General features: G+C 40.8%; 25 protein-coding genes. 16 read left to right on the forward strand and 9 right to left on the reverse strand.

The features are described 5' to 3' along the window. The first annotated feature begins 134 nt into the window (after positions 1–134). The 3 genes from FNW02_RS08670 to FNW02_RS08680 all read left to right on the forward strand — a co-directional run bounded on the left by FNW02_RS08670 (position 135) and on the right by FNW02_RS08680 (position 2130). Positions 135–1097 (forward strand): Sll0314/Alr1548 family TPR repeat-containing protein, encoded by a 963-nt coding sequence (locus FNW02_RS08670; protein ID WP_191757149.1) that lies wholly within the window; start codon positions 135–137, stop codon positions 1095–1097. A gap of 116 nt (positions 1098–1213) precedes the next feature. Next, positions 1214–1666 (forward strand): DUF3531 family protein, encoded by a 453-nt coding sequence (locus FNW02_RS08675; RefSeq protein WP_191757150.1) that lies wholly within the window; start codon positions 1214–1216, stop codon positions 1664–1666. Positions 1667–1674: 8 nt separating this feature from the next. Beyond that, entirely contained in the window at positions 1675–2130 is a 456-nt protein-coding gene (locus FNW02_RS08680; protein WP_191757151.1) for an NUDIX hydrolase, read from the forward strand. 386 nt (positions 2131–2516) lie between these two features. Here the strand turns inward: FNW02_RS08680 and FNW02_RS08685 are convergent, their stop codons facing one another. Beyond that, positions 2517–3308 carry an FkbM family methyltransferase gene (locus FNW02_RS08685; RefSeq protein ID WP_225225542.1) on the reverse strand — a complete coding sequence of 264 codons (792 nt, stop codon included), beginning with the start codon at positions 3306–3308 and terminating at the stop codon, positions 2517–2519. A gap of 337 nt (positions 3309–3645) precedes the next feature. Next, positions 3646–3951 (reverse strand): small RNA NsiR4-regulated ssr1528 family protein, encoded by a 306-nt coding sequence (locus FNW02_RS08690; protein ID WP_191757153.1) that lies wholly within the window; start codon positions 3949–3951, stop codon positions 3646–3648. Positions 3952–4142: 191 nt separating this feature from the next. On the opposite strand from FNW02_RS08690, the gene FNW02_RS08695 reads away from it, so the two are divergent. Further along, positions 4143–4526: a hypothetical protein gene (locus FNW02_RS08695; protein ID WP_191757154.1), complete on the forward strand. Its 384-nt coding sequence runs from the start codon at positions 4143–4145 to the stop codon at positions 4524–4526. Positions 4527–4603: 77 nt separating this feature from the next. Here the strand turns inward: FNW02_RS08695 and FNW02_RS08700 are convergent, their stop codons facing one another. The 3 genes from FNW02_RS08700 to FNW02_RS08710 all read right to left on the reverse strand — a co-directional run bounded on the left by FNW02_RS08700 (position 4604) and on the right by FNW02_RS08710 (position 8374). Further along, a complete protein-coding gene (locus FNW02_RS08700) occupies positions 4604–4858 on the reverse strand; it encodes a hypothetical protein (protein ID WP_191757155.1) in 255 nt (84 codons plus the stop codon). Positions 4859–4937: 79 nt separating this feature from the next. Then, positions 4938–8033, reverse strand: a complete 3096-nt coding sequence (locus tag FNW02_RS08705) for a phosphoenolpyruvate carboxylase (protein ID WP_191757156.1) — start codon at positions 8031–8033, stop codon at positions 4938–4940. Positions 8034–8137: 104 nt separating this feature from the next. Continuing rightward, positions 8138–8374, reverse strand: a complete 237-nt coding sequence (locus tag FNW02_RS08710; protein WP_191757157.1) for a hypothetical protein — start codon at positions 8372–8374, stop codon at positions 8138–8140. 216 nt (positions 8375–8590) lie between these two features. Here FNW02_RS08710 and FNW02_RS08715 point away from each other — a divergent pair, with 216 nt between their 5' ends. From FNW02_RS08715 to FNW02_RS08755, 10 genes are all read left to right on the forward strand, one after another. Further along, on the forward strand, positions 8591–11617 hold the full coding sequence (locus FNW02_RS08715) for a DUF1574 family protein (RefSeq protein ID WP_191757158.1): 3027 nt from the start codon (positions 8591–8593) through the stop codon (positions 11615–11617). Positions 11618–11737: 120 nt separating this feature from the next. Beyond that, positions 11738–13234: an MBOAT family O-acyltransferase gene (locus FNW02_RS08720; protein WP_191757159.1), complete on the forward strand. Its 1497-nt coding sequence runs from the start codon at positions 11738–11740 to the stop codon at positions 13232–13234. Between the two features lie 358 nt (positions 13235–13592). After that, entirely contained in the window at positions 13593–14675 is a 1083-nt protein-coding gene (gene psbA / locus FNW02_RS08725) for a photosystem II q(b) protein (protein ID WP_191757160.1), read from the forward strand. Positions 14676–14883: 208 nt separating this feature from the next. After that, positions 14884–15972 (forward strand): chorismate synthase, encoded by a 1089-nt coding sequence (gene aroC, locus FNW02_RS08730; RefSeq protein ID WP_191757161.1) that lies wholly within the window; start codon positions 14884–14886, stop codon positions 15970–15972. Between the two features lie 120 nt (positions 15973–16092). Beyond that, positions 16093–16257 (forward strand): hypothetical protein, encoded by a 165-nt coding sequence (locus tag FNW02_RS38515; protein ID WP_225225529.1) that lies wholly within the window; start codon positions 16093–16095, stop codon positions 16255–16257. Between the two features lie 150 nt (positions 16258–16407). Further along, positions 16408–16962, forward strand: a complete 555-nt coding sequence (locus FNW02_RS38520) for a DUF4037 domain-containing protein (RefSeq protein WP_225225530.1) — start codon at positions 16408–16410, stop codon at positions 16960–16962. A 106-nt stretch (positions 16963–17068) separates the two neighbouring features. Further along, the gene (locus FNW02_RS08740; RefSeq protein ID WP_191757162.1) at positions 17069–17323 is read left to right on the forward strand and encodes a SemiSWEET transporter; all 255 of its coding nucleotides are present in this window, start codon (positions 17069–17071) and stop codon (positions 17321–17323) included. A 165-nt stretch (positions 17324–17488) separates the two neighbouring features. Next, positions 17489–19135, forward strand: coding sequence for a radical SAM protein (locus FNW02_RS08745; RefSeq protein WP_191757163.1), 1647 nt, complete (start codon positions 17489–17491; stop codon positions 19133–19135). 11 nt (positions 19136–19146) lie between these two features. Continuing rightward, a complete protein-coding gene (locus tag FNW02_RS08750) occupies positions 19147–19335 on the forward strand; it encodes a CPXCG motif-containing cysteine-rich protein (RefSeq protein ID WP_191757164.1) in 189 nt (62 codons plus the stop codon). A 19-nt stretch (positions 19336–19354) separates the two neighbouring features. Beyond that, entirely contained in the window at positions 19355–19801 is a 447-nt protein-coding gene (locus tag FNW02_RS08755) for an SRPBCC family protein (RefSeq protein ID WP_191757165.1), read from the forward strand. A gap of 29 nt (positions 19802–19830) precedes the next feature. Here the strand turns inward: FNW02_RS08755 and FNW02_RS08760 are convergent, their stop codons facing one another. Continuing rightward, the gene (locus FNW02_RS08760) at positions 19831–20649 is read right to left on the reverse strand and encodes an SDR family NAD(P)-dependent oxidoreductase (RefSeq protein ID WP_191757166.1); all 819 of its coding nucleotides are present in this window, start codon (positions 20647–20649) and stop codon (positions 19831–19833) included. 343 nt (positions 20650–20992) lie between these two features. Here FNW02_RS08760 and FNW02_RS08765 point away from each other — a divergent pair, with 343 nt between their 5' ends. Together FNW02_RS08765 and crtW are read left to right on the forward strand one after the other, a co-directional pair. Continuing rightward, entirely contained in the window at positions 20993–21199 is a 207-nt protein-coding gene (locus tag FNW02_RS08765) for a chlorophyll a/b-binding protein (protein ID WP_191757167.1), read from the forward strand. A gap of 301 nt (positions 21200–21500) precedes the next feature. Next, a complete protein-coding gene (crtW, locus tag FNW02_RS08770; RefSeq protein ID WP_191757168.1) occupies positions 21501–22265 on the forward strand; it encodes a beta-carotene ketolase CrtW in 765 nt (254 codons plus the stop codon). Positions 22266–22311: 46 nt separating this feature from the next. Here the strand turns inward: crtW and FNW02_RS08775 are convergent, their stop codons facing one another. From FNW02_RS08775 to FNW02_RS08785, 3 genes are all read right to left on the reverse strand, one after another. After that, a complete protein-coding gene (locus FNW02_RS08775; protein WP_191757169.1) occupies positions 22312–22983 on the reverse strand; it encodes a hypothetical protein in 672 nt (223 codons plus the stop codon). Positions 22984–23100: 117 nt separating this feature from the next. Further along, positions 23101–23781: a DUF2834 domain-containing protein gene (locus FNW02_RS08780; RefSeq protein ID WP_191757170.1), complete on the reverse strand. Its 681-nt coding sequence runs from the start codon at positions 23779–23781 to the stop codon at positions 23101–23103. A 67-nt stretch (positions 23782–23848) separates the two neighbouring features. Beyond that, complete coding sequence (locus FNW02_RS08785; protein WP_191757171.1) at positions 23849–25000, reverse strand: HrcA family transcriptional regulator; 1152 nt, start codon at positions 24998–25000, stop codon at positions 23849–23851. Positions 25001–25265 lie beyond the last annotated feature (265 nt).

Genomic DNA, 25265 nt, shown 5'->3' on the forward strand with positions numbered 1-25265 from the left:
AACCTGAAAAAATTACCGAAGTCAACCTGTGTAGAAAGTGTTGGCTGAAATCGTCGCAATTTTAGGATTAACCATTTTTTGCATTTTAAGTAAGACATACAACTATTTCAACGGCAATTATTCTGAGGGCTAAAATGACTAAACGGTTTTTTTCTCGACCAATTTTGTTTGCCAAATTTACTAGCTTTGCTAAGGTTACTTTTACAGGTGCGATCGCCTTTGGTGTTGCCCCTTGGGCAATCGCTCTTAATTTGTGGATAAGTCCCTCCCTTGCTGGAGATCCGTTTCGGAGTAATAAACCTCATGAAATTGGCGATCAAACGGAAGCAGCTTTTAAAGCAATTTTCCAACAAGGTAACTATCCAGAAGCAGAGCGTTACCTGCAAAAAGCACTATCCAATGAGCCAAATGAACCTCTAGCTTATGCTATGAAGGCATCCTTAGCTTATGGAAAAAAAGATTTTGACAAACTAGACAGCTACAGCCAGAGAACCTTAGAAACTGGACAAAAATTGATTTCAACCGACCCTTTGCGTGGTAATTTATACACTGCTGTTGGTCATTTTTTAGAAGGAGCGGTAATTCTCACACGCGAGGGTACAGTCAACGGTGCGCCTAGAGCTTTAGGTCGGTTGCGGCAAGTTTATGAATATTTAGACAAAGCCGAAGCGATTTCTGCAAATGACCCAGAACTGAATTTAATCAAAGGTTATATGGATTTGATGTTGGCTGTCAACTTACCTTTTGCTAGCCCGGATCAGGCAATTGAACGGTTAGAAAGAAATGCTGCTCCTCAGTACCTCGTAGATCGGGGTATTGCTCTTGCCTACCGAGATTTAAAACAGTACTCTCAAGCGCTAGAGTATGCCAACCGTGCGATAAAAACTACATCTGATAACCCAGAAATTTATTATCTCAAAGCTCAAATCCTCAAAGAACAGGGAAGAAAGGAAAAAAGCCAACAACTTATCCAAGAAGCGATCGCTAATTTTGACAAAGCATTGACTAAAAGATCTCAACTCCCAGCTAATTTAGTAAAACAAATTGAGAGTGAGCGCGGTGGTGCTATTAGTCGCCTGAATAATCAGGGTGGTTAATTGGGCATTGGGAAGATGGAAAAAATAACTCCTGTCTCCTATCTCCTGTCTCTTGATCCCCAGCCCTACCCTGATATGCTTATTTTTAGTAAGAGTAGTTAAAATATTTGTCCGCAATGCACATTCAGTTCCGTGATTTTAATCCATTTGATGTTTGGATTTGGCTAAAATTCAGCACCATTCCTTCTGGACGAGAAAAGCAGTATGTAGAAGAGGTTTTTAATTCCTGGTTTTATCTAGGTAAACTGGGTGCATTTAATGCTGAAAATCTGCAAGTGCAGGAAACTGGAGCAGATATCAACTACATGGATTATGATCCACAAGGGTATGATAAAAGCCTGTTAGCGCTGATGCATAACATGGGCGAGTTTGAGTACGAAGGCGTGTGGGCACGTTGCTGGTTTGACTTAGGAACGAGTGATGCGATCGCCTTAGATATTTTAATCAATGCTCTTACACAGCTTTCTGAGGAATATGTCACTCTTGAAGAATTATACATTGGTGGCGAAAATGCAGATTGGCCTGTCGAAGATAGTGACAGTCGTTCCCACTCTATTTACGACAATTAGTTACAACAATGAATAAACCAGGTGAAATTCGGCTATTAGCCTTGGGATTAATTAGGGATGGCGATGGCTCCGCCAACGCCAAGGGCGAACGCATATTTGTTTCTGAAGGCTATGACCCTATAAAGCAAGACACATTCTATCGTGCTCTGGGTGGTGGTGTTGAATTTGGTGAAACCAGCCGCCTAGCTCTAGAACGGGAATTTCAAGAGGAAATTCAGGCAGATTTAACAAATATTCGCTATCTAGGTTGTATAGAAAATCTATTTACATTTAATGGTAGACAGGGACACGAAATTATTCAACTTTATCAATGTGATTTTGCCGAACCAAAGTTTTATCAACTAGAAAGTTTAGTTTTTTCTGAGTCAGAAACTCATAAACATCTAGCACTATGGATAGATATTTCTCGCTTTAAGTCTGGTGAATTAAGATTAGTACCAGAAGCATTTTTTGAATATTTATAAGAGGATGTTTGAAAACTTTTTGGTGTTGTATTCGAGACTTGTAGATCCCCCTAAATCCCCCTTAAAAAGGGGGATCAAGCGAAATATTTAATACTTCTCAGACATCCTCTAAATGTGCTAGCTAAAAAATCGGAGATATTTAGCGAGCTAGAGGCTAAAACTCCGAAGTTAATCATATCAAATCTTGAAGAATTGAGATTAAAAAATGAGCAGTTTAGTGATTATTTATAACGTGGCATTGTGTGCGATCGCTGACTAATCATAATCTACTCTTTTTCGATTTAATAACTTTGATCACATTATCAGGTTTTTGACCATCTGATGTAATTTTAAGTAGTCTTAGTCAGGAGCCATTATTAACACTTTTTCCTTTCAAAAACTCGGCTCTAATCACGAATCGCAACAATATTTTGATAGGCAAATAATTCATAATGAATTTGTCTCCCACCTAAATACGCCTTCATAGGAATAAGTCCATCTCGCATCATTCTATGAAGACTATACCCCTTTAAAATCTCCTGAAAGTCTCGAAAGAATGTTCGAGACACAATATTCATATCGTTAAACTCAAATTGGATCATTTTTATAATGCCACTATTAAGGGTTTCTCTAGCCCCTTTTAAGACAGCTAACTCATGCCCTTCCGTATCTATCTTCAGAAAATCTATCTCTTTAATATTATGCTCTTTAACAAAATCATCAATGGTAGTTATCTCTATTTCGTACTCTCTCGATGATGAATAATGCAGCACTTCTATGACATTCTTGTACAGCGACGCATGTCCTGAAGAATCTTGATCCCGGTAGTCATATATCTTTGCTTTACCCTTTTGATCACCACATCCAACATTAATTGCTTGAAAGTTGAGTTCTTTAGCAACTTTGGATAATGTATTAAAATGTACAGGATGAGGCTCGAATGAATATAAAATCGAGTTCGGAGCTTCAGTCTTAATTTCACGCGAATAACTACCATTATTCGCACCTACATCAAATATTACCTTTTTTTCTTTTCCTTTGACGTAGTTTTTAATAAAAAAGTCTTCTCCTGAATCAACTTTGCTTTCATAATTTAAGATACCCATTCCTCGAAGCGAAAGATGAAACAGAGCTAGATGAAAATTAAATAAGGATTTCCTAGTAAAAAGAAATTGATAGGTTCGTTTTAGCCACTTCATCACAGAAAACCTCATCTAAATCATGTTGAAATTTATACCAATCGCTGTTATATTTATCATGTCAATTTATTAAAAATTAATTTCTATTATTGGATCTTGATGTAATGCTTTGCATAGCCTTTTTAAAACACTAAATTAATTAACATTAGCCCTTTCAAGGTGTAATATATTTTTCTTTGTGTCTTAGAGTCTTAGTGGTTAAAAAGGTAATTTTTTAACTACCAAGGCGAGGGCAGCCGTGTGGGTAAGTTTCCCAGCTTGAACGGACTGCCTTTACTAAGACACAAAAGTGAAAAGCCTTTTCCAAAAGTCCTATTTTATTATTTTCAGCTAATATTTATTTGCCGCTATAAAAAAAGGCAATTTCTTTCTCTTTTAGAGGTGCGAAATCAGCATCTACAAGTAATTTGTCGAGTTCTGCTTGGGGAATATGTTTTGCACCAATTCGCACAATACGCGATCGCATTGTATTAGAAACGCCACTACGCTGTCTATTGCCCTCTAGCGCCATGACTTTACCATAAAGTTCTAGCTTGGCAGGCGGAATGGGAGAACCATCAAAATCAATTCCTTGCGCGATGGCTTCATCAACAGCATCAGCACCCGTAGTAGTTTGATTCCCTGGGTTAGTTTCAGTAGGCATGATAATTTGCTCTCAAGGCTATAAGCAGATTTTACCAGCCTTGCTGATCCCTGAATGCTCTGTTTGCTTACTCACTAGTATTTTTTTAGAATTGCGATACCATATACGCTGACTATACATATATATACACTTGTCAGTTTTGAAGATTTTGGTTTAATCTCAAACCAACGGTGTGGCAATTAGGTGATGCTATGTCTGATGTCCAAACTCCTCACGACAAAGACCGTAAGCTCGAAAAAGCTCTGACTAACAAAATCATAGACGACTATTTTGACAACTCAGAAAGTTGGCTCAGAGCCATTTTGCGGATGTGTATCTTTTCGTTGGCTCACCTGGATGGTCTACCAGTTCTTGTTATCGAATGTCCGAATCAAGCAGTGGCTAAGCGGCTAAGTCGCAAGATTTATCCTTTTCGAGGAATTGTATATTATTTAACTGATAATCTTGATGGTCGCGATCGCAGTCTGTTTTGCTATCAAGAGCGCTCTGGGGATTGGCGTTGTTTTGATACTAGCACTCACACGTGGAAAACCTTGAGTAATTTGCAATCGCCTATTGCTCCGACTGATGGTTGATTAAGAAGATAGGAGACAGGAGACAGGAGATAGGAGACAGGAGTCAAGGGTCAAAATAAATGATAAATGACTATTGACTAATTACGAGTTTGACGCGTCACGGAACCGCCGACAAATGCCCCTAAGATTGTGCCTGTCCATATTCCTGTAGTGCTACCTTGCCACATTGCTCCTGGTGTTACCCAAGCGTTGCACATCTGCTTAAAACCCCAGGGCTGGTTTTGGCACTTTTGGTTATGTAGCATTAAGGTGATTTGTCCACCAATATAACCACCAAAAAAACCTGATGACAGTGCTAAAAAGGTGCAAATTAAAATTCGATTTTTAGTCATTTGTTAATTGTCAATTGTCATAGTCCTTTGTCATTAGAACATTACCAAGGACTAATGACAAAGGACTCCGCGCAGCAACTCAACCTGTATTTCTCATACCCGCGGCAATGCCATTGATGGTTAACAATGCCCCTCGCAGTAGTTCACCCTTGCTGTAACGGGAGTGGATAACTCCAGAAGTTGCAGTAGTATTTAGGGATTGTCGTAAGCGCTTGAGCAGGGAAACCTGTATAAATCCCAAGGGGACAATTGTACCATTGCGTAATTGCACAGATCGCTGCAATACAGGATCACCATCTAAAAGTCGATTATGACCAGTGATTTTTAACACCAAATCCCTTGTGAGATAGAATTCACTGGCAATTTGCTCAAAAACCTGCTCAAAGCGAAGTTTGTCTTCCGGCTTTGACAATTCCTCAACATAATGGTGCGCCATTTGTATGTCTACTTTTGCCAAGGTCATTTCTGCCTTGGAAATGACCATCTTGAAAAAGGGCCACTTGACATAAAAGTAGCGTAGTAATTTCAGGTGTTCTTCTGGTTCTCCATTCAAGAATTCTTGCAAAGCTGTGCCGACACCATACCAAGAAGGCAGCAAAAAGCGGGTTTGTGTCCAGCTAAATACCCAAGGTATAGCTCTTAGACTGCTTAAATCTTTCTTACCAGATGGACGCCGTGCGGGACGGGAACTAATTTGCAGTTGGCTGATTTCTTCAATCGGGGTTACTTGGTGGAAGAAGTCGATAAAATCGGGTTGTTCGTAGATTAAAGCACGATAATGTTGACGCGATCGCGCTGCTAATTCTTCCATAATCTCATTCCAGGGTTCAATATCATCAAACCCAGTCCGCAGCAAGCTAGCTTGAATCACAGCAGTGGTGATGGTTTCCAGATTGTACAAAGCTAAGTCCAGCAATGAGTATTTGGAAGCCAAAACTTCCCCCTGTTCGGTAATCTTGATTCGCCCATTAATACTGTGACCCGGTTGAGCCAAAATAGCCTCATAAGCTGGGCCGCCACCACGTCCCACAGAACCGCCTCGTCCGTGGAAAATCCGCAGATTCACGCCATACCCTTCTGCGATTGTCTGGAGTGATTTTTGGGCTTTATGAATTTCCCAGTTACTACTTAAAAAACCAGAGTCTTTGTTGCTGTCAGAATACCCCAGCATAACTTCTTGTAAGTTAGGGGTGAGGGGGGATGTAGGGGAGGTAGGGGGAGCAGAGGAAGCTGGAGAAGACTGGGAGGATAAATTTACACTGCCTTCTGTTTTTGTATTTTGGTAGCCGCCGGCTAACAAAGCTCGATATAAGGGGAGTTCAAAGAGCTGACGCATGACGCTTTTGGAGCGTTGCAAGTCTTCTACTGTCTCAAATAAAGGAACAACTTGAATCGTTCCTACAGCAATGGCAGGGTCAAAAAGTCTGGCTTCTTTAGCTAACAGCAACACTTCCAGGACATCGCTAACTTCGCGGCACATACTGATAATATAAGTGTGGCAGATATTGCCGCCAAACTCTTGTTGCAGCGATCGCATAGTGCGGAAGGTTTCAATTACATCGTTGGTTTTTTCGGAAAATGGCAATTCTGCTGGAATTAACGGCCGACGAGTTTTCAGTTCTCCTGTTAACCAAGCGACTCTTTGTTCCTCAGTGAGTTCGTTATAAGGTTGGGGTAGTACTTGTAAATATTCCAGAATTTCATTCAACGTATCGGCGTGGCGGGATGATTCTTGGCGGACATCTAGCTGTGTCAGGTTAAAGCCAAAAATTTCTACTTGACAAATGAGATTTTCTAGTTCCCGACAGCTTAAACCTGTTTCGGTTAAGTTGCGTTGAATCAACCGCAGTTCTGCTAAAAAATCCGCTCCCGAACGGTACATTGGGGTGTCTTGATTTTTCGGCGTTTCCCGGTTGTACAAGGCTAAATTGCGATCGCGTGTATTTTCTAGCCGTTTCTGCACATAAGCCAGCTTTAGCCGATAGGGTTCTTGCCGATAACGTAGCGCCAGGGCGTCGTATACTTCACTCAACTGAGACTGATCTAACTCCAGAGATTCCAACAAATCTGGTAAAACATCACTCCAGTGCATCGACACACTCAATAATTCAATCAGCTGCTTCACTGACTCGATGTATCTTCCCAAGACCATTTTGCGCTGATAGCAAGCTGTTTGCCAGGTAATTTCTGGTGTTACTGATGGGTTCCCATCCCTGTCTGAACCTACCCAAGAACCAAAACAGCAGAAGTTTTTACTCGGCGGTTCCAGCCAAGGAAAGGTAGCAGCTAAAGTGTATTTGAAGCGTTTATAAAGTTGGGGAATGCCATCAAACAATACTTCTTGAAAGTAGTGCAGGGCATAATCTACTTCATCTAGTACCGAGGGTTTAAACTGGTGAAGTTCGTCTGTGCGCCACCACAAGCGAATTTCTTCAAGCAATTGTTCACGTAAGTCTATTACTTCCCAAGCATATCCTCCTCCTGTACTACCAGCCCGACTTTCTAAAGAATCGAGCTGTTGCAAGAGTTTTACTACCTGTCGCTGTTTATCCCGGATGGTATGACGAACAATTTCTGTGGGGTGAGCGGTGAAGACTAAGCGCACATCCAGTTGTGAAATTAGCCGTTGAATTTGCTGGGGTGGTACGTTCAGTTTGAATAAATAAGGGAATAAAGCAGCAAAAGTACCTTTTTGTTTGCTTGATGCTTTATCCAGCCAATTCTTTGTCAATAAGTCTCCTACTATCCCCCTGTTAACAGGCGCGTCGTCTTCTCCTTGATTGGATGAATAGATAATATTGGCTAGGGTTTCCTGATCTGCTGGCTCAATTTCTGCCTCAAAGCGACTCAATTGCTGCTTTTGTTCATATTCCTGCTCTATGATGTTAATCAGCTGAAAATACAGAGCGAAGGCACGAGCCGCTCGGATTGCTTCGTTGATATTCAGTTGTTCAATCAATTTTACGGCTGAGGAGGCTTGGTCATTTGTTGCTTGTCCTTCTGGCGAACATAGATCGCGCAACTGCCGCAACAGATCTACCATATTTTGACCGCATTCTTGCCGCAAAACTGATTCCCACAATTCTTCTACCACCTGTAGGCGATGTCGCAAAAATAATTCCGATGTCGGACATATATTTGCAGCTTGAGACAAAGAGTATAAAAGGGAACCCATATTCTCTATTATTGATAAAGCTGATTACTGTTTACACTTCTACGTTTTGCACCCAATGCTCATGGTATTTTTCCGGAGCAAATAATTGTTTCTAGTATATTTTTCTAACTTTTATCGATTTCGTTATCTTCTGGGAAGTTGAGAATGGGTAAGCGATCGCCTCGAAATAATTCTTCACTGGCTTCCCCTATAGCTTCTAGTGCTCTTACAGTAGTTTTCTGTGTGGTGAGCAGCAGTAGTATAGACGCTGTACCTATTTGTAAAAGGAAAGATTGGGGAATGCTAAACAAAACCAGATTTAATCCAGAGTTAGGAGAAGGCTGTTGGTTGGCAGGAGGCATTGCTAATTCTCAGTTATTAGGAAGATGAGTAAAATAAACGCAAAACTTAAGATCAGTCTGACTTGCAACCGTACAAAACTATCTTTGCCCATTTTGCGAGCTACGAAGGTGACAAAAGTGTTAAAAAAAAATGTCAGAGTGTGATAAATCTATGGTTCTAGTTTACAAGTGCAGGCACTATCCCCCAATCATCGCTTCCTGTAAAGTTAACTTCCCATGAAAACAGTATTACCAGACCACCAACAATCCTTAGTGCAATTGGTAAGCCAAGCAACAGGAATTAACACTTTTGGGGTGAAAGTCCGGTTGCGGGGAAATGACCTGCACATTCTTTGTGAAGGTACAGAGTGTCCGCAACGTTGGCGCACTTTGTCTGATTTGCTGCGAGTATTACAGCAAACAGACTTGGATACTCTCACAAGCAGCGAACAACCCTCAATATACCAAGTATTTGTCTACGGTCGAAAAAAAGAGCAACAGCGCCCCCAATGGTGTCATCGGGTTTACTTGAATCAAATAGAACGGCATCTGGAGCAGGTGCAACAAGCTCTGTTAGAAGACTCGGAAAAATCAAGACAACCCGGTGGGGCGCTGATTGTCTCTAACGAAAGTTTGGCACGCCAGGGACATCCAGATGCTATTGCTCGTTATCTTAGCGAAACTTTGAGTACCTTGGGGGTGGCAGTACAGGTAAAGATTCGGAAGTCTCAACCAAGACAGAATTCTCAGCCTGATGAAAATCGCTTATGGATATTTTGTCAGTCGAGCTACAGCCCCGATGCATCATTGCTAGCGGAACCAGTAGCCCAGAAGTTGCGTCATCTGAAGCTTTCCGGCTACCAGGATGCTGTGATTGTTTCCCAAGTCAGCGGTGAGAGTGCGCCAGATTGGCTATTGCGAATTGATCTAACGCCACCAGAGATGATGCTCAAGGAATGGGCGCGTTGGGGAGATGTGCAAGCGATCGCTCTGCTATTAACTGAGTTATTTGCCGAGTCCAAAGTTGCTATCCAAGCTTCTCTCAAAGAATCAACTCTACATATCTTTTGCACCCCAGCTTTTGACCCTTTAGAAACCGCCCCAGCGCCAGATAAAGCAAAGTGTTTGGAGGCGATTTTACCACTGATAGAAGCGATCGCTCCCCAAGGCATTCTCGCCGCCACCATCTACGGACAAAAAACAGGCGACAAGCAACCCGCTTGGATTGATTGGGTTTCTTTACCCGCTACTGAACATCCTGCTCTTGCTGTGTCAGCGCTGGAACTGGCAACTAGTGGCGATGAACCTGCGATCGTTTTTTTACTGGAGCGCTTACTAAATCCTGACCTAGAGTGGCGTTTATTGACAGGTGGTATTCGAGTACTCCTGCTAAATAAAGGTGATTTATTGCACATTATGTGTGATGCGCCCGTTTGTCCAGCACGCAAAAAAGTCGCAAACAAAGTTGCTCAGTTTGTACGCCAGTTAAAACTTACTAACATTATGGGAGTGCGTGTTTACGGACGCCGTGCTGGCAATAAGGAACCTTTTTGGCACTACGGTGTTGATTTTGATCATCGCCAACGTTTAGTACCAGAAGCTACCCCAGAATTTGCTGCTACTTCTCAATACGTTAGCGACCTCATCACCTCTGAGACAGACGAGCCAGTTTTACGTCCCGACTTAACAACAGAGGAAGTTCAAAGTTTTGTTACGGGAGTGGCGCGGGATTGGGTGACAACAGCAAGTGCAACAGCGAAAAAATGGCTGTTGGCAACCCAGCTATTTACGGAAAGTAATCAATCAGAGAATCTTAACTCTGATAGTCAAGGACTTAAGGTCGCTTTAGTCTGGGGGACGTTGGGATTATTGCTTACTCTCCAAACCGATTGGGTGTTGGGTCAAATCATCGCACGTACCATGCAAACACCAACTGCTACCAGTGTCTCGTCTGCATCATCTTCTAAGCAAAAAGCATCGTTGACGGCTGGGAAAAATCAGAGTGAGAGTGAGAGAACAGCATTTTTAGCCAACACTTCTAAGACAAAATCCCCGCCAAATAATAGTTCTGTATTTAATGCTTCTGAGTTTACTGAAAGTGATGATACACAAGAAAGGAATTTAGCAGCTGCACCACTCAAAGAAAAGGCAACCGCAACTGCTATCTTGTTAGCAGCGCGATCGCAAATGCCAAGTTTCAATGTTAGACAGTTAGATGAGCAACTAGTACTGTACAAGCAACGTCTGGCTAAAACTGGTAATCCTCCAGATGTGTTGATTATTGGCTCCTCCCGCGCCCTCAGAGGAGTAGATCCAGCAGCGCTTTCTAAAGCTTTGGCAACTCAGGGTTATCCAAATCTTGACGTGTTTAACTTTGGTATTAATGGTGCTACGGCACAAGTTGTAGACTTTGTGATCCGTGAAGTTTTGGAACCATCAGAACTACCCAAACTCATTGTTTGGGCGGATGGTGCGCGTGCTTTTAATAGTGGTCGCGAAGATATGACCTTTAAGTCAATTGCTGCATCAAATGGCTACAAACAGGCATTGCAGAAAAAACTAGCAACTCCAAATAGCGATCAGGCTCTCAAAAATCCTACTGAGGAGCAAAAGACAAAAGCGGAAAAACAAGAGATTAGCATCTATCAAGCTGTAGACGGATGGTTAAATCAGGGTCTAGCTGTTTTCTCGGCTAGCTATCAAAACCGCGACCAGATTAAAAGTCTATTGCAAAAACAATTTACCTCATTGCCATTAGTTAGCGATCGCCCTCAAACAATCGCATCACAAACACAGTCAAAAACTGATAATTCCGAAGAGTATACTTCTCAGCAAGCAGTTGACTTTGATGGTTTTCTACCTCTGTCTATTCGCTTCAATCCTACTAGATACTATCAAAAACATTCGAGAGTTCCAGGGAATTACGACAACGACTATAAATCTTTCCAAATAGGAGGTGAACAAGATGCCGCATTCAAAGCCGTGCTTCAGTTTACCCAATCTAAAAAAATTTCCTTAGTGTTTGTCAACACGCCTCTTACCGCAGACTATCTAGACCCAGTACGCAAAAAATATGAGCAAGAATTTCAGCAATTTATGTTGAGTCTAGCTACTAGCCCCAACTTTATCTATCGTGATTTAAGCCAACAGTGGACAAAAACAAATGACTACTTTTCTGACCCTAGCCACCTCAATCGCTTTGGGGCATACGAAGTCTCGAAAAAGCTAGCTCATGACCCGATGATTCCTTGGCCAACTAAGTGAGAAGAGGAGCAGGGGAAGCAGAGGAGCAAGGGGGACAAGGAGGAGAAGAAATACTGTCTCTTATCTCCTGCCTCCTGACTTTTAACTCTTGACCAATGACCAATGACAAATAACTAACAGATGAACTTTATATCAATTTTTTATGCACTATTTTTGCTAAGTGTACTAGGAATTTACTGGTCTTTAGCAAAACAAAAATTACGTTTGTGGACGCTGCTAATTGCTAGCCTTGTTTTTTACGCATCTTTGCATGTACAGTACATACCATTACTATTAGCACTTACTTTTATCAATTTTCGTCTGGGGCTAGAGATTGGAAAAAACACCTCACCAGGACAACATTCTCTTGACTATAAAATTTCTAATGAAGAGTGGCAATTTTCTCAAGGTGACTGGAATCTTCGCCGACTAAAGCTGTTGTGGGTAGGTGTGATTTTAAATGTTTTATTGTTATTAGGCTTCAAGTATCTACCACTTTTATTCAAGTTTGTTTTTCAAATAGAAATCAACTCACCAGATCGTTATTTTAAGTTTATGCCTCTGGGGATTTCATTTTTCACTTTTGAGTGCATAGCCTATTTGGTAGATGTCTATCGTGGTGCGCCCGCTACTGATCAGTTTCTCAAATTTGCAACATATAAATTATTCTTTGCCAAACTGATCTCAGGCCCAATTACTCGCTATCACAACTTAGCGACTCAATTCAATACCCTAAATTTACCTACTACTGATAAAGTCGCAGAGGCACTGTGGTTGATTGCTAGGGGTGCTGTCAAAAAAGGTATTTTGGCAGACCAACTGGGAATTTTTGTAGATTTATGTTTTGGTAACTTGCAACGGGCGGGTAGTACCGATCTTTGGTTGGCTACATTTGCTTATGGGTTGCAGTTGTATTTGGATTTCAATGGTTACGTAGACATCGCCCGTGGCAGTGCTTTACTCTTCGGGTTAGTTCTGCCTGAAAATTTTGACTTTCCTTACTTCAGCACCAATATTGCGGAATTTTGGCGGCGCTGGCACATGACTCTGGGAGATTGGTTGCGTAACTATCTCTACTTTCCTTTAGGTGGTTCCCGACGGGGTTTAGCTCGCACTTGCTGGAATTTATTGATTGTGATGCTAATTGCAGGTATCTGGCACGGTTCTGCTATGGGTTATGTTGTTTGGGGCGCAATCCACGGGTTAGCTTTAGTGGTTCATCGACTTACAGATACTATGAGCGATCGCTTTGAGAATTTGGAACAATTCTGGCAAAATCCTCTAGGTATATTTGTAGCTTGGTTATTGACCCAACTGATGGTTTTCACCTCCTGGATTTGGTTTCGTCTACCCAATGTCCAAGACTCCTCTTTAGTAATCCGGCATCTTTGGGGTTATCCTGCTGATGAACAGTTTGCTCAAAAGGTCTACGTAGAAGTCCTGAATATGAGCCAATATCAACTCACTTGGGTACTGTTAGCCATAGCTGGTTTCATGGGTGTAGTTTATGTCTTTAACCGCAAATTGAAATTAGAGTTTCACTGGCCTATAAAGCTTGTTTTTGTGCCTCTATGCCTCTACGCCGTTTGGTTACTAGCTCCTGAAGGCAGTTTACCGTACATATACTTTGACTTCTAAATACAACCTGTGTATGTCAGCAGAGTGGATAATACTGACTCTGCTAAATTTTCTTTAATAAATAAATATTTTCTATTAAAGAGTTTAAAGACTATTTATTAAGAAATGTAAAGGTTGCTAACAAAGCGATCGCCTTGTTGAAAGCAGATTTTTTGAATGTTAAAAGGGCTTTGAGCGCCTCAATTAACTTTAATTAGTGGTAGATAAACTTTACAGTTACGTGAGCTTAACTCAAGAACTTTGTTACAGAATATTAAGCTATATATCGAATCAAAGTAAATTCATGTAGACTCAAATACAACAGGCAAACATTCATCTGCCTGATTCATTTTTAACAACCAATAGCACTCATAAAACAATGACTACAACCTTACAACAGCGCTCTAGCGCTAACGTATGGGCGCGTTTTTGCGAGTGGATTACCAGCACCGAAAACCGTATATACATCGGTTGGTTCGGCGTTTTGATGATTCCTACTCTCTTAGCCGCTACCACCTGCTTCATCATCGCTTTCATCGCTGCTCCTCCTGTGGACATTGATGGTATCCGTGAGCCAGTTGCAGGATCTTTGATTTACGGAAACAACATCATCTCTGGTGCAGTTGTTCCTTCTTCTAACGCGATCGGCTTGCATTTCTACCCAATTTGGGAAGCTGCTTCTTTAGATGAGTGGCTATACAATGGTGGCCCTTACCAATTAGTAGTATTCCACTTCTTAATCGGTTGTGCTTGCTACTTGGGTCGTCAGTGGGAATTGTCCTACCGCTTGGGTATGCGTCCTTGGATCTGCGTAGCTTACAGCGCGCCTTTGGCTTCTGCTGCCGCAGTATTGTTGATCTACCCCATCGGTCAAGGTTCATTCTCTGATGGTATGCCCCTGGGTATCTCTGGAACCTTCAACTTCATGATTGTGTTCCAAGCAGAACATAACATCTTGATGCACCCCTTCCACATGTTAGGTGTGGCTGGTGTGTTCGGCGGTTCTTTGTTCTCCGCAATGCACGGTTCACTAGTAACCTCCTCCTTGGTGCGTGAAACCACTGAAACCGAATCTCTAAACTACGGTTACAAATTCGGTCAAGAAGAAGAAACCTACAACATCGTTGCAGCCCACGGCTACTTCGGTCGTCTAATCTTCCAATACGCTTCTTTCAACAACAGCCGTTCACTGCACTTCTTCTTAGCTGCATGGCCTGTTGTCGGCATCTGGTTCACAGCTTTGGGTGTGAGCACAATGGCGTTCAACCTGAACGGTTTCAACTTCAACCAATCCGTGATTGACTCTCAAGGTCGCGTCATCTCAACTTGGGCAGACGTAATCAACCGCGCTAACCTGGGTATGGAAGTAATGCACGAGCGTAACGCTCACAACTTCCCTCTAGACTTGGCTGCTGGCGAAGTTGCTCCTGTTGCTTTAACCGCTCCTGCTATCAACGGTTAGTACTTAATACTGTAGAGATGTTGCATTGCAGCATCTCTATTAAATCAAAAGAGTCCTTCAAAAACGGAGGACTCTTTTTTGTTGTCAATCGAAATAATAAACAAAAAAGTCAAATAAATGGGTAAATGATGATCATGTTGTTTGTTGCTTTGTAGTGAGAAAATGCTATTGATAGACTACAAGCGCTGGGCGATACTTTCTCAACATCATGGGCAACACTTTTGGACATCTATTTCGCATTACTACTTTTGGCGAGTCTCACGGCGGCGGTGTGGGGGTTGTGATTGATGGTTGTCCTCCACAACTAGAGATTTCGGCTGAAGAAATTCAAGTAGAACTAGATAGAAGACGTCCAGGACAAAGTAAAATCACAACTCCTCGCAAGGAAGCGGACACCTGTGAGATCCTCTCTGGGGTATTTGAAGGAAAAACTCTAGGAACGCCCATAGCAATTATGGTGCGAAACAAAGACACTCGTCCTCAAGACTACGACGAGATGGCACAGAAGTATCGCCCTTCTCATGCAGACGCGACTTATGATGCAAAATATGGCATTCGCAATTGGCAGGGTGGCGGTAGATCGTCAGCGCGTGAGACAATAGGACGAGTAGCAGCAGGTGCGATCGCTAAAAAAATTCTCCGTCAAGTTGCAAATGTCGAAATTATCGGTTACGTCAAGCGCATCAAAGATTTAGAAGGCGTAGTTGATCCAAATACCGTCACCTTAGAACAAGTTGAAAGCAACATCGTCCGCTGTCCCGATGCTGAATGTGGCGATCGCATGATTGAATTAATTGAGCAAATTGGTAGACAAGGTGATTCTATCGGCGGTGTAGTGGAATGCGTGGCGCGGAATGTACCGAAAGCTTTAGGTGAACCAGTATTTGATAAATTGGAAGCGGATATTGCCAAGGGTGTGATGTCTCTTCCTGCTAGCAAAGGCTTTGAAATTGGTTCAGGTTTTGCGGGAACGCTGTTAACCGGAATAGAGCATAACGACGAATTTTATATTGATGAGCAAGGTGAAATTCGCACCGTCACAAACCGTTCTGGGGGAATTCAGGGAGGAATTTCCAACGGGGAAAATATAATTTTACGAGTTGCATTTAAGCCGACAGCAACAATTAGAAAAGAGCAGAAGACTGTAACTCGTGAAGGCGAAGAAACGCTATTAGCTGCGAAGGGAAGACATGATCCTTGTGTATTACCGCGTGCAGTCCCAATGGTTGAAGCGATGGTAGCTCTGGTGTTGTGCGACCATTTGTTGCGGCATCATGGACAATGTGAGGTATTGTAGATATTTCCTAGGGCAGTTTATGTGCGTTACTTTTTGAGAAGTAGCTTTCACTTTACCCAGGTCTACATACTTATCTGATAGGGTAGGTTGTATTATCTGCCCTTTTTTGCTGTATTTACGATGCCAGAAGATAATTCTTTTATAAATTGTGAATTGCCTTACTCTCAAGAAATTTCTGCTTTAGCTGAAACCATTGCTACTGAGTTTAGAACATTACCACAAGTAACCGCTGTTGCTTTAGCAGGTTCTCAAACGACTGAGGTTTCAGATGATTCATCAGACTGAGATTTTTATGTATATGTAACAGAAGAAATTCCAATAGAAATTCGTACCAATATTGCCAAAAAATTTGCCTCTTGTCTGGAAATCAATAATCAATTCTGGGAACCTGGTGACGAATGGATAGATCCAAATTCTGGATTTGCTATTGATATTATGTACCGTACTCCTGCTTGGATCGAAGCGCAACTAAATTCTATACTTGTGAAACATCAAGCGAATGTTGGCTATTCAACGTGCTTTTGGTGGAATGTTCTAAACTCAAAGTTATTGTATGACAAAGACGGTTGGTTTAAGCAGTTGCTCATAAGAGCTAGAAAGCCTTATCCTGAAGCATTAAAACAAGCTATCGTTGCTAAAAACTACCCAATCTTACGAAATAATATTTCTGCTTATACTCAGCAATTAGAATCTGCTGCCAGAAGACATGATTTAGTCAGTATAAATCACCGAATTGCTGCTTTAATAGCAAGTTATTTTGATATTGTTTTTGCTATTAACTATCTGCCTCATCCTGGTGAAAAGCGATTAGTAGAATTCGCCAAAAAATTTTGTGATAAATTGCCAAGAGATATGGAAAAGCAAATTAATAATTTAATTTTAGCTATTTCATCCACTGTCAATGCTCAAGAAATATCTAAAAAAACTAATATGTTAATTGAGAGTTTAGATGAATTATTAATAAAAGAAAGAATATTTATTAAAGATTGAATATAATTTTAATTCTTGTATGTCAGGCATCTTTTTGTCTTTTTTTACTAATCCAAAGAATGAGTAATCTACATAATAAATTGAAGATGAATAAAGGTTGTATCTAATGGATTTCATAACGTTTTTGGGATTTATTGCCGCTACAGTAACGACTTTATCATTCTTACCCCAAATGATTAAAACTTGGCAAAGTAAATCAGCAAAAGATGTATCTTTTGGTACATTAGTTAGTTTTAATATTGGTGTTTTTTTATGGTTAATATATGGAATTTTTTTACAAGCGTGGCCGATTATTCTTGCTAATGGGGTGACATTGTTTTTTAACCTTATAATTCTATGGCTTAAAATTAGATATAGATAAACTTACCTCTGAACACCCATCAGGCTAGAAGCTTAGGCTATAAAAACAATGCCCTGTGGACTTAATTAAACTTGCATCCGCAGGTTTTGTTCCTGTAGCCGCAACTTATAGTCGCCAGGGAGTATGAAAAGAGACTTTATAAATTTATTCCCTCTAATAAAAGTTGTGACATCATCTATATTTGCTTCTGAACGCCTATTATTTACCCCCACAACCCCTAATAACGACGCTATCCCGCTGATTTTTGCTTTTCCTAATCAGTACAGTGTGGGTATCACTAGCCTTGGTTATCAAGTTGTTTGGGCAACTTTGGCAATGCGTGATGATGTACAGGTGAGTCGCTTGTTTACAGATACTCATGAACAACTGCCTAGAAAACCGGAAATAGTCGGATTTTCTATTTCCTGGGAACTGGATTATGTGAATATTTTAACCTTGCTAGAATCTTTGCAAATTCCTATTCGGGCTACCTTTCGCGATGATTCTCATCCGATAATTTTTGGTGGTGGCCCCGTTCTTACTGCTAACCCCGAACCTTTTGCAGATTTTTTTGATGTCATTTTGCTAGGAGATGGGGAAAACCTGCTGAGAGATTTCATTAAAGCTTATAAAGAAGTCAGAAACGCTTCAAGACAAACTCAACTCAAAGCACTTGCACAAATACCAGGAATTTATGTTCCTAGTTTGTATGAGGTGGAATATCAAGCTATAGATGGTGTGGTTAAGTCTATTAAGCCAATTTTTCCAGAAATTCCCGCATTAGTCCAAAAGCAGACTTACCGAGGTAATACCTTATCTGCATCAACTGTGGTTACAGAAAAGGCTGCATGGGAAAATATTTATATGGTGGAAGTGGTGAGAAGCTGTCCAGAAATGTGCCGCTTCTGTATGGCGAGTTATCTCACCTTGCCTTTTAGAACAGCAAGTCTTGAAGGTTCGTTAATTCCTGCAATTGAAAAAGGTTTACAAGTTACAAATCGCCTCGGATTATTAGGAGCTTCTGTTACTCAACATCCAGAGTTTGAGACACTGCTAGATTATATTAGCCAACCAAAGTATGATGATATACGTCTAAGCATTGCTTCAGTACGAACCAATACAGTAACAGTAAATCTAGCGAAAACTTTGGCGAAACGAGACACGCGATCGCTTACTATTGCTGTAGAAAGTGGTTCGGAAAAAGTTCGGCAAATCATCAACAAAAAGCTAAATAATGATGAAATTATCCAAGCAGCTATAAATGCTAAAGCTGGTGGATTAACAAGCTTGAAACTTTACGGAATGGCGGGAATCCCTGGCGAAGAACCAGAAGATTTAGAGCAAACAGTGGCAATGATGCGTAGTATCAAAAAAGCTGCTCCTGGATTGCGCTTAACATTTGGATGCAGCACCTTTGTACCCAAAGCACATACGCCGTTTCAATGGTTTGGGGTAAATCGCCAAGCGGAAAAGCGGTTGCAGATATTACAAAAGCAGCTAAAACCCCAAGGCATAGAATTTCGTCCAGAAAGCTATAATTGGTCGATTATACAAGCTTTGTTATCAAGAGGCGATCGCCGACTTTCCCAGCTTCTCGAACTTACCCGTGACTTTGGCGACTCCTTGGGTAGCTACAAACGTGCTTTCAAACAACTTAAAGGACAAATCCCTGACTTAGATTTCTACGTTCACGCTGATTGGTCAACAGAGCAAGTATTGCCCTGGAGTCACTTGCAAGGCCCACTACCACAGTCTACACTACTAAAGCATTTGGCTGATGCTACGAGTCATTTCAACTCATCTACAAAAGAACTACAGCCATTGAATTCATAGCTGAAAACTTGATGCAAAACACAGCTGAGTATTACTGCGCTTATTGCGGCGAACCAAACTTAACCTTTATTGATTTAAGTGCTGGGGGACAACAATCTTATGTAGAAGATTGTCAAGTTTGCTGTCACCCAAATATTTTGTATGTGCGGGTTGACGAAGACACCTTAGATATCGAAATTGATACAGAATACGAAGGCTAAATTTTAGGTTTTTCTTTCCATGCTGCACTATAAACATTCTTCAGTGATTAATGCACCACCAGAAGTAGTTTGGAAATTTCACGAAAGATCAGATATTTTGCAACTACTAACTCCACCTTGGCAACCAGTCCAAGTTGTCCGCCGTGAAGGAGGACTTAATGTGGGTGCTATCACAGAATTTCGCCTTTTTCTAGGCCCATTACCCTTGACTTGGTTAGCACGTCACACTGAACACGAAAAATATCGCCTATTTACCGACGAACAGATATCTGGCCCTTTTGAGTCTTGGGTACATCGACATGAATTTGAATTAGAAAATGGCCAAACCAAGCTAACTGATGCTATATCCTTTTCTATGCCTGGTGGAGAAACAGTTGAATTTATCAGCGGTTGGTTAATACAAGCGCAATTAGAAGTTATGTTTCGCTACCGCCACTATGTAACAAAACGGGAGTGCGAGTCATGATAGCAAAATGCGCTGAAAAATAAAATTGTTCACTTGTCCTTATTCTTCAAGCCTTGCCGCGAAACCCATTTAATTAAACCAGGAAACAAGCGGTATAAACCTTGCGACACATTCGCCGAACCAACCATCACTTCTGACTTATTATTCTTAACTGCATCCCAAATAGCATTTGCTACATCTTCAGGCTTCTCTACAACAGGAGTTTTTACCACGCTGTTGAGCTGTTCGCGTCGAGTTTGGGCATCTTGTTCATCCTTACCCCGAAAAATTGCGCGTTCCATCAATCCAGTCTTGATTAAATTTGGATAAATACCACAAACATGAATACCTTTTGGCTGTAACTCTGCTTGCAGCGCTTCCGTCAAACCTGTGACAGCAAACTTACTAGTACAGTAGGCAACTAAATATGGGGTAGGCACTTTGCCCCCGATGGAACTTAAATTAACGATGGTTCCACTTCCTCGTTGAAGAAAATGAGGCAGAAGGGCATTAATAGTGTGGATATATCCCCATAAATTAGTGTCTATAACTTGGTGCCAATCGCTGAGAGAAAACTCTTCTACTGGCCCAGATGCAAAAATACCTGCATTGTTCACCAGCACATCGATATAGCCATAATGCTCTAACGCCTTTTGCACTAATGTGTCTACCTGAGATGAATCTGTGACATCGCAAGTAATAGTCAGTGGAGCTGCACAATCCAAACCTTGCAACTCCTGGGCTACGGCTTCTAAGTGGTCAGCATGACGAGCTGCAAGTACGAGGTCATATCCTTTTCGAGCAAACAAAAGAGCTGTTGCTTTACCAATACCTTGCGAAGCACCTGTAATCAAAACCGTAGGAGCCATACTTTAAGTTTAAAATTAAAAAACGTTTTTTCCTATCTATATAGTCTGAGCAATAAAATTCAATAAACCTTCTAACTTGCGTTAGATTTTTAATTGCAACTAGGGAAATATATTGCTGGCAAAAATCAATGTATTCAAGACTACAATTTAGCTATTAAACGAGGTTCTACTTAATAAGCTAAAACAAATTCTTATCAAACTTTTGCTATATAACTATTTCCTAAATCTCTTGAAAATCTCATCCTTTAGAGTTGCTGGCACTTTGGAACTACAGACAGATAGCACTAAATAAATAGGTTAAGTATTATAAAGAGTACAATTGTATTCTTAAGGAAAGTTAACAATGGAACGTTATCCTAACGATAAAACTGAAACTGCATACAATGGCAAAGACCGCAATGCCGGCGACGTTGGTATTACTCCTCAGTCTGAACTTTGGAACGGTCGCTTGGCAATGATCGGTTTTCTTGCTTACCTGCTTTGGGATCTCAACGGCTATAGCGTAGTGCGGGATGTACTCCACCTCATTTCCTACACTCCTGGCTCATAGCTGACGACCTTTGTTGCAGACTGGGGCTATTGACTAATTAAGGGAGGACACTAGTTGCTGCGGATACCAGTTTCAGCAGTGTCCTTACCCATCTCACTAACCTCTTAACCAAAAACTGTTTTTGGTTTGGCAGTTATATGTGTAATACTAATTAAAGTATCTTAATATTTCTACACATTTTAAATTGTCAGCACTGTTTAGTGCGAAACACTGACCACTTATAAACTTTTGAGATGGTTAGTGGTTTTTGTCATGACTATATTTTGGGAATTTTTACCTAAATCCTAGGCGGAGTAAAAGCGTGATCCAATTAGAACAAGCACCAAATCAACAAATAAAACTTACCCAAATATTGAAAAATAAACCCTTATTTAAGGGACTTTTCATTGCTATTGTTATTATTAGCGTATGGGTAGTTAGCCTGGTTTTATTACTTTCCCTTGATATCTCTAAGTTAAACTTTTTGGTATTACTGCCAGTCATTGTTTGGCAAACATTTCTATATACAGGATTATTTATTACATCGCATGATGCTATGCATGGCGTAGTTTTTCCTCAAAACCCCAAAATCAACCATATTATTGGGACGTTAACCTTATCTCTTTATGGTCTTTTACCATATAAAAAATTATTGAAAAAGCATTGGTTACATCATCATAATCCAGCTAGTAAAATAGACCCAGATTTTCATAATGGTAAACACAAAAACTTCTTTGCTTGGTATCTTCATTTTATGAAGAGTTATTGGAGTTGGGGACAAATCATAGCTCTAACTATCATTTATAACGTTTTTAAGTATGTGTTCCATATACCCACCGATAATCTAACTTACTTTTGGGTAATTCCTTCACTTTTAAGTTCATTACAATTATTTTACTTTGGTACTTTCCTACCTCATAGTGAACCAATAGGCGGTTATATTCAGCCTCATAAGGCCCAAACTATTAACCGTCCAATTTGGTGGTCATTTATTACGTGCTATCATTTTGGTTATCATGAAGAACATCATGAACATCCTCATGTTCCTTGGTGGCAGCTACCAGAAATTTATAAAATGTCTAAATAATTTTTATTGCTTTAAATTGTAATCGGTGATTGACGATCGCTTATTATTACCTATTACCTATTAGCAATTCTTCACTGCTGTTTAACGGTAGCGGCGGACGTAAACAAAGATAAGTAAGTGGGCCAAGTAATGGGACAAATACCACTACCCAAAACAGTTGGGGATTATTCCAGTGACGACGGCCCATATCATCACCAAGAATTGTGGGGAATAAAAGCCAAAAAAGGCAAAATGCTAAGCTCATACCATGAATGAAGCGATCGCTTTGAAACTGCTGTACAAAATCTCCCCAATCACCCAAACTAAAACTATAGGCAAGTAAAGCAATTGTACTAAAGCTCAAGATAATAGCAAAAAACCGAGAATCTAGCAACTGCAAAAAAGCATCCTTTTGTCCAGAAAATTCCTGATTTGGTTCACGAAAAGCTAAATAAGGTAAAAGTCCAAGCACACCTGAACCAACTGATGCTAAAGCAAAAGGCCAGAAAGGAATCCATTGCATCCTGCTATCAATAAACAGCAAACCACTGTAAATTAGTAGCCAAATTCCAACAAGAGCGAATAAGGACAGAACAATTGGATTTATAGCAACCCATTGAAGAGTAAATATATTCTTCAGCAGTGCCAGTGTTTCCTCTAAATGCAGCGGCGGTGCTAACAATATAATATAGGCTATAAATCCAACCCATATTAACAATAATCCGATTTTTCTTACCATAACTTTCATCTGGTTTACTTAGATTTGCTCCCGAAAAGAAATTAATGACTTCTTCGGTATTTCTAGGTTATTAAACCATTTTGAAATAAGTTTAAGGGTCAATTTCTAGTAATTAGATTAATTTGTTGCTGGTTGTTGTTGGCTGGATTTTAGCTCTGCACCTACTTCTGGTAAAGGTGGACGCACACACAGATAAATCAATGGCCCAAATAGCGGGAGCAATGCTATTAACCAGAAAAACTGCGGATTTTTCCAACCGCGACGCGTCATATCATCTCCTAGTAATGCCGGAAATAATAGGCAAAGTAGGCAAAAATCTATACTCATCACATGGATGAAGCGGCTGGTTTGCCACTGTTGCACAAAATTACCCCAATCTCCTCCTCGCAAACCAAAGGTAACGAGAATAAGCGTAGCCACTGTCAAGATAATACCAAGCACGCGGGAATCTAATAGCTTGAGAAAGGCGTTCTTTTTACCAACAAATTGTTTATTGGATTCCCTCAGAGCTAAGTAGGGTAACAATGTAAATATCCCAACTCCAAAAGAAGCGGTAGCAAATGGCCAAGCAGGTATTTTCTGTTCTCTGCCATCAATAAACACTAATGCGCTATAGATTAAAGGCCAGATACCCATGATGTAAAATAGTGCTATGACTAAAGGGTTAATACCTTGCCATTGACCAATACAAAGGTTTTTAATTAACTCAAATGTGCCGGGTTGAGTGGGAGGAGCCAAAAGAAAAGCATAGGTAACAAATCCTAACCATAATCCCCCAAAGGCAATTTTTCTTACCATAATTACAGTTAATTAATAATTGATTTTTTCGTTATAAATCGCGCTATATGCTTAATACGATTAATCTCTAAGGATTGAAATAACCGAAAGCTTCTGATAGGTAATCCGCAGCAGCAGCCACAACAGCGATGGCACTTTCATAATCAAGGCGTGTTGGCCCCAAAACTCCCACACTTCCTACTGGTATTGAACCTCGGCGATATGTGGAGGAAATTAAAGTACAGGTACGTATCGGTTCTAGTGGATTTTCTGCACCAATACGAACCGTTACCCGAGGTTTACCCACATCCTCTGCATCTGGCTCCTCAAAGATTAATCGCCATAGTTGGTCTTGTTCTTCTTCCAGCAGGTGGATAATCGTTTGCGCTTGCTGTAGTTGAGAAAATTCCGGCTGGCGCAAAACTTCTGCCACACCCCGAACCATAATTTGTGTAGCAGCAGGTGCAGCATTGCGCCTGGTCAATTCTGCAACTGAATTTTTCAAGAATTCGCCATAGCGTTGGAACTCCTGATCTAATTGACTCCAGTCGAGGTAAGCTAATTCCAACAAGCTTCGCCCCCGCAAGTGGCTATTTAAAAAGTTAGAAACAATTTGTAACTCCCGATCAATTACCTCTGGATCACGTTGTGTTTCTTCTGGTACTGATGGCAAATCCATCAACCTGGAATGCGTTTCATAACTGTCGGTCACCACAATTAGCATGATCCGCCCTGCTTCAATTTGCACTAATTGCAGATGTCGCAACAGCGCTGTAGTGGTTTGCGGCATCGTAATTAAGCTAATACAACCGCTTAAGGTTGCTAAAATTTGAGCGGCTCCTTGCAGTAGAGTTTCTAAACTCCAATCTTCCCACTGGAGGCGCTTTTGCAATGCCACCTCTACCTCTCGTCCTAAAGTTTCTGTACCACTTCGTGGAAGCAAGCTAGCAAGAGCGTCTGTCTGCGACACGCTGCGCGAACGCAGAGAAGGTGTAATTAGCTGGTCAACATAAATGCGATAGCCAGAGTCCGAAGGTACTCGCCCCGCCGAGGTGTGTGGTTGGTAAAGTAACCCAGACTTTTCTAAAACGCCCATTACATTCCGAATTGTGGCTGAGCTAACACCTAGGTCGTACTCTTCGACCAAAGCTTTTGAACCAACCGGCTCTGCTGTAGCGATATAGTGACGTACCGTTGCCCAAAGTATATGCTGTTGTCGATTTGTTAGCTGGACTTCCATAGGACATGTTTTGCTCAAAGCAAACTTTAATCAAACTTTGGAAATATTTGTAGAAAATTTGACTACAAAAAAATTATTAATAATTAATTAAGATAACAAATTACTTAATTATATTGTGACAAACAACTTTAAAGTTTACGTCTAGCAGTTTTTGAGATTTCGCTTTAAATAAAGCCTAACTTTTGCTGCCAAAGCTGCTGCTTATTATATGTATTTTAACCGTATTTTTGCATAAGTCCATACCAACAAAAGTAGTATTAGATAC

This window comes from Komarekiella delphini-convector SJRDD-AB1 (genome assembly GCF_014831675.1).
GTDB lineage: Bacteria > Cyanobacteriota > Cyanobacteriia > Cyanobacteriales > Nostocaceae > Komarekiella.

Bases quoted from the DNA above. Each gene is read 5' to 3' on its own strand.
- FNW02_RS08710 (WP_191757157.1), bottom strand. From the start codon at position 8,374: ATGCCTCCTGCCAACCAACAGCCTTCTCCTAACTCTGGATTAAATCTG.
- FNW02_RS08775 (WP_191757169.1), bottom strand. From the start codon at position 22,983: ATGGTAAGAAAAATCGGATTATTGTTAATATGGGTTGGATTTATAGCC.
- FNW02_RS08705 (WP_191757156.1), bottom strand. From the start codon at position 8,033: ATGGGTTCCCTTTTATACTCTTTGTCTCAAGCTGCAAATATATGTCCG.
- FNW02_RS08750 (WP_191757164.1), top strand. From the start codon at position 19,147: ATGCAAAACACAGCTGAGTATTACTGCGCTTATTGCGGCGAACCAAAC.
- FNW02_RS38520 (WP_225225530.1), top strand. From the start codon at position 16,408: ATGTACCGTACTCCTGCTTGGATCGAAGCGCAACTAAATTCTATACTT.
- FNW02_RS08695 (WP_191757154.1), top strand. From the start codon at position 4,143: ATGTCTGATGTCCAAACTCCTCACGACAAAGACCGTAAGCTCGAAAAA.
- FNW02_RS08715 (WP_191757158.1), top strand. From the start codon at position 8,591: ATGAAAACAGTATTACCAGACCACCAACAATCCTTAGTGCAATTGGTA.
- FNW02_RS08690 (WP_191757153.1), bottom strand. From the start codon at position 3,951: ATGCCTACTGAAACTAACCCAGGGAATCAAACTACTACGGGTGCTGAT.
- FNW02_RS08760 (WP_191757166.1), bottom strand. From the start codon at position 20,649: ATGGCTCCTACGGTTTTGATTACAGGTGCTTCGCAAGGTATTGGTAAA.
- FNW02_RS08675 (WP_191757150.1), top strand. From the start codon at position 1,214: ATGCACATTCAGTTCCGTGATTTTAATCCATTTGATGTTTGGATTTGG.
- FNW02_RS08700 (WP_191757155.1), bottom strand. From the start codon at position 4,858: ATGACTAAAAATCGAATTTTAATTTGCACCTTTTTAGCACTGTCATCA.
- FNW02_RS08680 (WP_191757151.1), top strand. From the start codon at position 1,675: ATGAATAAACCAGGTGAAATTCGGCTATTAGCCTTGGGATTAATTAGG.
- FNW02_RS38515 (WP_225225529.1), top strand. From the start codon at position 16,093: ATGCCAGAAGATAATTCTTTTATAAATTGTGAATTGCCTTACTCTCAA.
- FNW02_RS08670 (WP_191757149.1), top strand. From the start codon at position 135: ATGACTAAACGGTTTTTTTCTCGACCAATTTTGTTTGCCAAATTTACT.
- psbA (WP_191757160.1), top strand. From the start codon at position 13,593: ATGACTACAACCTTACAACAGCGCTCTAGCGCTAACGTATGGGCGCGT.
- FNW02_RS08755 (WP_191757165.1), top strand. From the start codon at position 19,355: ATGCTGCACTATAAACATTCTTCAGTGATTAATGCACCACCAGAAGTA.
- FNW02_RS08780 (WP_191757170.1), bottom strand. From the start codon at position 23,781: ATGGTAAGAAAAATTGCCTTTGGGGGATTATGGTTAGGATTTGTTACC.
- aroC (WP_191757161.1), top strand. From the start codon at position 14,884: ATGGGCAACACTTTTGGACATCTATTTCGCATTACTACTTTTGGCGAG.
- FNW02_RS08785 (WP_191757171.1), bottom strand. From the start codon at position 25,000: ATGGAAGTCCAGCTAACAAATCGACAACAGCATATACTTTGGGCAACG.
- FNW02_RS08740 (WP_191757162.1), top strand. From the start codon at position 17,069: ATGGATTTCATAACGTTTTTGGGATTTATTGCCGCTACAGTAACGACT.
- FNW02_RS08685 (WP_225225542.1), bottom strand. From the start codon at position 3,308: ATGAAGTGGCTAAAACGAACCTATCAATTTCTTTTTACTAGGAAATCC.
- FNW02_RS08765 (WP_191757167.1), top strand. From the start codon at position 20,993: ATGGAACGTTATCCTAACGATAAAACTGAAACTGCATACAATGGCAAA.
- FNW02_RS08720 (WP_191757159.1), top strand. From the start codon at position 11,738: ATGAACTTTATATCAATTTTTTATGCACTATTTTTGCTAAGTGTACTA.